5 protein-coding genes are annotated in these 6096 nt (G+C 43.5%); 4 read left to right on the top strand and 1 reads right to left on the bottom strand.

Annotation, left to right across the window (positions count from 1 at the left end):
- Positions 1 to 147: 147 nt before the first annotated feature.
- Positions 148 to 1668 (bottom strand): acetaldehyde dehydrogenase ExaC, encoded by a 1521-nt coding sequence (gene exaC, locus AC4E96_RS13650; RefSeq protein ID WP_490256217.1) that lies wholly within the window; start codon positions 1666 to 1668, stop codon positions 148 to 150.
- Between the two features lie 159 nt (positions 1669 to 1827).
- Between exaC and AC4E96_RS13655 the strand changes: the two genes are divergently transcribed.
- The 4 genes from AC4E96_RS13655 to fusA all read left to right on the top strand — a co-directional run bounded on the left by AC4E96_RS13655 (position 1828) and on the right by fusA (position 5985).
- Positions 1828 to 2739, top strand: coding sequence for an AraC family transcriptional regulator N-terminal domain-containing protein (locus AC4E96_RS13655; protein WP_490256218.1), 912 nt, complete (start codon positions 1828 to 1830; stop codon positions 2737 to 2739).
- 183 nt (positions 2740 to 2922) lie between these two features.
- On the top strand, positions 2923 to 3297 hold the full coding sequence (rpsL, locus tag AC4E96_RS13660) for a 30S ribosomal protein S12 (RefSeq protein WP_208830347.1): 375 nt from the start codon (positions 2923 to 2925) through the stop codon (positions 3295 to 3297).
- A gap of 78 nt (positions 3298 to 3375) precedes the next feature.
- Positions 3376 to 3846 carry a 30S ribosomal protein S7 gene (gene rpsG, locus AC4E96_RS13665; protein WP_488033957.1) on the top strand — a complete coding sequence of 157 codons (471 nt, stop codon included), beginning with the start codon at positions 3376 to 3378 and terminating at the stop codon, positions 3844 to 3846.
- 36 nt (positions 3847 to 3882) lie between these two features.
- On the top strand, positions 3883 to 5985 hold the full coding sequence (fusA, locus tag AC4E96_RS13670; RefSeq protein WP_488033958.1) for an elongation factor G: 2103 nt from the start codon (positions 3883 to 3885) through the stop codon (positions 5983 to 5985).
- Positions 5986 to 6096: the final 111 nt, after the last annotated feature.

A 6096-nucleotide genomic window follows, 5' to 3' on the forward strand; every position in this document is an offset into this window, starting at 1 on the left:
AAACAGTGTCAGCTGAAGATGCCGAACAAGCTCTAGCAGATGCGTTAAACGCAGAGTAATCGATTTAGTTATCGAATGAAGAAAGCCCGCTTTATAGCGGGCTTTTTGTTTGATAAGGGTTACTGTTATTTATCAACAATAAAGCTCCTAAAAAAAGCCAAGTGGATTGATGTCGTAACTAACTAAAAGATTTTTGGTTTGTTGATAGTGCTCAAGTGCCATCTTATGAGTTTCTCTACCTACGCCCGACTTCTTGTAACCACCGAAGGCAGCGTGCGCAGGGTACATGTGGTAGCAGTTAGTCCATACTCGTCCTGCTTGAATGCCACGGCCCATTTTAAACGCTTTGTTCATGTCTCTGGTCCAGACGCCCGCGCCAAGTCCAAACTCCGTTTGGTTCGCTAGCTCGAGAGCTTCAGCCTCATCCTTAAACTTACTGACCGAGATGACAGGTCCAAAAATTTCTTCCTGGAAAACGCGCATCTTATTATGTCCTTCCAATAGCGTCGGCTGTATATAATATCCTGATTCCAGTTCTGATTCGGTTTTCTCAACGCCTCCACCGATCAACACTTTGGCCCCTTCTTTTTTACCGATATCTATATAGGTAAGAATTTTGTCGTATTGTTCTTGCGACGCCTGCGCACCCACCATGGTTTCAGTATCCAAAGGGTTGCCGCGTTTTATCTGTTTACTGCGTTCGATGACTTTTTCAATAAATCTATCGTAGATGTCTTCGTGAACAAACAATCGTGACGGACAAGTACATACTTCGCCTTGGTTAAAATAAGCAAGTACAGCGCCCTCGATACATTTACTCAAATACTCATCCTCATGGTTCATTACATCAGGGAAATACAGGTTTGGTGATTTGCCACCGAGTTCGACGGTCGAAGGAATAATGTTCTCTGCAGCGCATTTAAGGATATGTGAACCAACCGGTGTAGAACCTGTAAATGCGATTTTTGCGATTCGATTACTGGTGGCGAGGGCTTCACCCGCTTCTTTACCAAAACCGTTTACTACATTGAGTACACCCGCAGGTAAAATACCGTCAATCAACTCTAACAACACCAAAATAGAGGCCGGTGTTTGCTCTGCAGGTTTTAGTACGACGCAGTTACCTGCTGCTAATGCAGGACCTAACTTCCATGCCGCCATCAGTATCGGAAAGTTCCAAGGAATGATTTGCCCTACAACACCAAGAGGTTCATGTATATGATACGCCATTGTGTTTTCGTCAAGCTCTGCTAAAGAGCCTTCTTGCGCTCTAATACAGCCTGCGAAGTACCGAAAATGATCGGCGGCAAGAGGAATATCGGCTGCTAACGTTTCTCGTACTGCTTTTCCATTGTCCCAAGTTTCTGCGACCGAGAGCAGTTCGTTGTTTTGCTCTATCACATCTGCAATTTTTAAAAGCATATTTGAGCGTTCTGTGACAGAGGTTTTACCCCAAGAATCTCTCGCTTTATGAGCTGCATCTAGAGCTAGGTTGATGTCTTTCTCGTTAGAACGCGGTATTTGACAAAAAGTCTTACCATCAACGGGGCTTACATTGTCGAAGTAATTATTATCGACTGGGGCGATCCACTCGCCACCGATATAATTTTGATATTGGCTTTTAAAGGTAATGACGGACTTTTCCGTACCTGGCTTTGCGTAAATCATGTTCGTATCCTGTTTTGATATTTAGACATTAGTCTTGGTTTTATTATTTTTTTGATTGTTTTTTTGAACACATCCAAAATAAATTAACTAACATAAAACAGAACTGCTTTGCTTTAAGTTCGAATGTGTTGCTTGTGAGTACACGGACAGGGAGAAGACATGATTATTAACGACCCGATTAAACGACAACCTTCTGTATTGGTTGAAAATAAAGTGACGTTTGCAGCAGAAGAAAGTGAACTAGGCATCTATGACACATACAAAGCAGTGAAGGGCGTTGCATTGCAATCTGATCAGCTGCTTTACTGTGGAATGGTGACCGGTAAAAAGATCATGCACCTCGGCGATGAAGGCTCAGTATTTTTACCACATGAATCATTCGTACTGGCACCTGAGCAAAAAGTCGAAATAGACTTTCCTGACGCTAATCTCAATGAGCCAACGACATGTATTGCGATTGAAATTGCCAAAGAGCGTGTCCAAAAAGTCGCCGACCACTTAAACAGTACAACACCAACTGAGCCAATTTTTGGAGAATGGCATTACAGGCATCAAGCTGTTCATGCTCATCATACCAACCAGACTCAAGCACTGTTGACACGAATCGTCGAGCTATACACTGAAAATACACCAGATAGGCAGTATTTGATTGATTTAGCGATTAATGAGTTAAGTGCCCGGTTATTACGACAACAGACACGAGATTTTATTATTGCACATAGTGAACGTGACCCTGAAGCTAACCACATAAATGCAGTTATTCGTTTCATTTTAGATAATTTGACTATGCCACTCGATATCGAGCAACTATGTAGGGTTGCTGTAATGGGACGTACTAAGTTTTTTGCGGCTTTTAAGAGGCATCTTGGGTGTACGCCTATCGTTTTTCAGCAACAAGAGAGATTAAAAGTGGCTGCCCGAATGTTAGAGCAAGGTCGGCAAGTTACCGAAACGAGCTTTTCGGTTGGGTTTCAAAATATCAGCCACTTTAGCAAGTCATTTAAAGCCTTTTTTGGCCAAGCACCGACTCAATATCAGCAAAACAAAATGATGAAACGAAGAGTAAATTGAGTAAAGCGGCCAAAGATTACCAAAATTCCAATATTTATTGCCATAAGGCCAGTATTTTCGCTAAACAAAATCACATATTGTTGACAGTTTAAAAACTGAACATTAGAATACCGCACCCCTAAATTTAGGGGAGGCGCAATAGTGCGCCAAAATGGGTAGTAACAACTAATCAGGAGCTTATTAATGGCAACTATTAACCAGTTGGTACGTAAGCCTCGTCGCCAGAAGACAAAACGCAATATGTCTGAAGCATTGGACGCGTGTCCTCAAAGACGTGGTGTATGTACTCGTGTTTATACAACAACACCTAAGAAGCCGAACTCTGCACTACGTAAAGTAGCTCGTGTTCGTCTAACTAATGGTAACGAAGTAACATCTTACATCGGTGGTGAAGGTCACAACCTTCAAGAGCACAGTGTAATCCTAATCCGTGGTGGTCGTGTTAAAGACTTACCTGGTGTACGTTTCCACACTGTACGCGGCGCACTTGACTGTGCTGGCGTAGCTGATCGTAAAGCAGGCCGTTCTAAATACGGTACGAAGAAGCCAAAATCATAACGGTTCTCCGTTAGTAAGGCCAAGCAAACTTAATTTATTAGTTTTGGGTTATTCCTGAAGCATACCGGAGAATTTAAAATGCCAAGAAGAAGAGTCGTAGGTCAACGTAAAGTTCTTCCAGATCCTAAGTTCGGATCGGAGTTATTGACCAAATTCATCAACGTAGTGATGTTAGATGGTAAAAAAGCAGTTGCTGAAAAAATCATCTACAACGCACTAGACGTAGCCGCTGAAAAAACAGGTAAAGATCACCTTGTAGTTTTAGACGAAGCACTAGATAACGTACGCCCAAGCGTCGAGGTTAAATCTCGCCGTGTTGGTGGTTCTACTTACCAAGTTCCAGTAGAAGTACGCCCTGTTCGTCGTAACACTCTAGCCATGCGTTGGTTAGTTGAAGCTGCCCGTAAACGAGGTGAGAAATCAATGGCGTTACGTCTAGCTAACGAAATTGCTGATGCGATTGACAACAAAGGTTCTGCTGTTAAGAAACGTGAAGACGTTCATAAGATGGCTGAAGCTAACAAAGCATTCGCTCACTACCGTTGGTAGGCTACACACTAATATTGGAACATCAAAGAGGAAACTATGGCGCGTAAGACACCTATTAATCGATATCGTAACATCGGTATCGTCGCTCACGTTGACGCTGGTAAAACAACGACGACCGAGCGTGTACTATTTTACACAGGTCTTTCTCATAAGATCGGTGAAGTGCATGATGGTGCGGCGACCATGGACTGGATGGAGCAGGAGCAGGAACGTGGTATTACCATAACCTCTGCTGCTACTACCTGTTTCTGGCGTGGTATGGATGCTCAGTTTGATGAGCACCGTATCAACATCATCGACACTCCGGGACACGTTGACTTCACCATCGAAGTAGAACGTTCTCTTCGTGTTCTTGATGGCGCGACAGTTGTGTTGTGTGCGTCTTCTGGCGTACAACCACAGACAGAAACAGTTTGGCGTCAAGCCGACAAGTATCACGTACCTCGCATGGTTTTCGTCAATAAGATGGACCGTGCTGGTGCTGACTTCTTATCGGTCGTCGACCAGATTAAAAATCGTCTAGGTGCGACTCCTGTTCCTGTTCAATTACCTATCGGTGCCGAGGATAACTTCCGCGGCGTTGTTGACCTTTTCAAAATGAAAGCGATCAACTGGAATGAAGCCGACCATGGTATGACATTCACTTATGAAGATATCCCTGCTGACATGCTCGACGATGCAGAAGCATACCGCCAAGAGATGATCGAAGCGGCCGCTGAAGCAAATGATGAGCTAATGGATAAATATCTTGAAGGTGAAGAGTTAACTGAAGAGGAAATCAAAGCTGCGTTACGTCAACGTACTTTGAAAAATGAAATTGTTCTTTGTGCATGTGGCTCAGCATTTAAGAACAAAGGGGTACAAGCCGTACTTGATATGGTGGTGGAATTCATGCCATCGCCAACAGATGTTCCAGCAATTACTGGTATCAATGAAGACGAGTCAGAAGGTGAGCGTCACGCGGATGATGACGAGCCGTTTGCTGCATTAGCATTCAAAATCGCCACTGACCCATTTGTTGGTACTTTAACGTTCTTCCGTGTTTACTCTGGTGTAGTAAAAACTGGCGACAGTGTCTACAACCCAGTGAAAGGCAAGAAAGAGCGATTTGGACGCATTGTACAAATGCATTCAAATAACCGCGAAGAGATAAAAGAAGTTCGTGCAGGTGACATTGCTGCGGCAGTGGGACTTAAGCAAGTAACAACGGGTGACACTTTGTGTGATGCTGATAACAAGATCACATTAGAAAGAATGGAATTCCCAGACCCAGTTATCTCGGTTGCGGTAGAGCCGAAATCACAAGCCGATCAAGAGAAGATGGGTATAGCGTTAGGTAAACTAGCAGCAGAAGATCCGTCATTTAGAGTTGAGACAGACGATGAGACGGGTCAAACCATTATCTCTGGTATGGGCGAACTTCACTTAGACATCATCGTTGACCGTATGCGTCGCGAATTTAGTGTTGATTGTAACGTAGGTAACCCTCAAGTTGCTTATCGTGAGTGCATCACTAAAGCTGTCGAAGTTGAAGGTAAATTTGTACGTCAGTCAGGTGGTCGTGGACAATACGGTCACGTATGGCTGAAGTTAGAGCCTACTAACGTTGAAGGCGACGAAACATACGAGTTCGTTAATGACATCGTTGGTGGTGTGGTTCCAAAGGAATATATTCCTGCGGTTGATAAAGGTATCCAAGAGCAGATGAAAAATGGTGTGCTTGCGGGTTACCCAGTTTTAGGCGTCAAGGCAACATTATTTGATGGTTCATTCCATGATGTTGACTCTAATGAAATGGCGTTTAAAATTGCCGGTTCAATGGCATTTAGAAATGGTGCCATGGACGCTCAACCGAAGCTTTTAGAGCCGATGATGAAAGTTGAAGTCATTACACCTGAAGAATCTATGGGTGATGTAGTTGGTGACTTAAATAGACGTCGCGGTATGATTGAAGGTATGGAAGAAGCACCAGCAGGGATGAAAGCCGTCAATGCACAAGTGCCTCTGGCAGAAATGTTTGGTTATGCCACTGACTTGCGTTCGGCAACTCAGGGGCGTGCTTCGTACTCGATGGAATTCCTAAAGTACGCAGAAGCGCCTAACAACGTTGCTGAAGCGATAATGTCAGCAAGAACTTAATTATATTTTTAATATATGGGTCTACAATTAGATCACTTTAAATTTAAGGAAACTTAAAAATGGCAAGAGAAAAGTTTGAACGTACGAAACCGCACGTTAACGTTGGTACAA

It is taken from the genome of Psychrosphaera sp. (assembly GCF_982872775.1).

Coding starts and splice junctions, on each gene's coding strand:
- exaC (WP_490256217.1), bottom strand. CDS start 1,668: ATGATTTACGCAAAGCCAGGTACGGAAAAGTCCGTCATTACCTTTAAA.
- AC4E96_RS13655 (WP_490256218.1), top strand. CDS start 1,828: ATGATTATTAACGACCCGATTAAACGACAACCTTCTGTATTGGTTGAA.
- rpsL (WP_208830347.1), top strand. CDS start 2,923: ATGGCAACTATTAACCAGTTGGTACGTAAGCCTCGTCGCCAGAAGACA.
- rpsG (WP_488033957.1), top strand. CDS start 3,376: ATGCCAAGAAGAAGAGTCGTAGGTCAACGTAAAGTTCTTCCAGATCCT.
- fusA (WP_488033958.1), top strand. CDS start 3,883: ATGGCGCGTAAGACACCTATTAATCGATATCGTAACATCGGTATCGTC.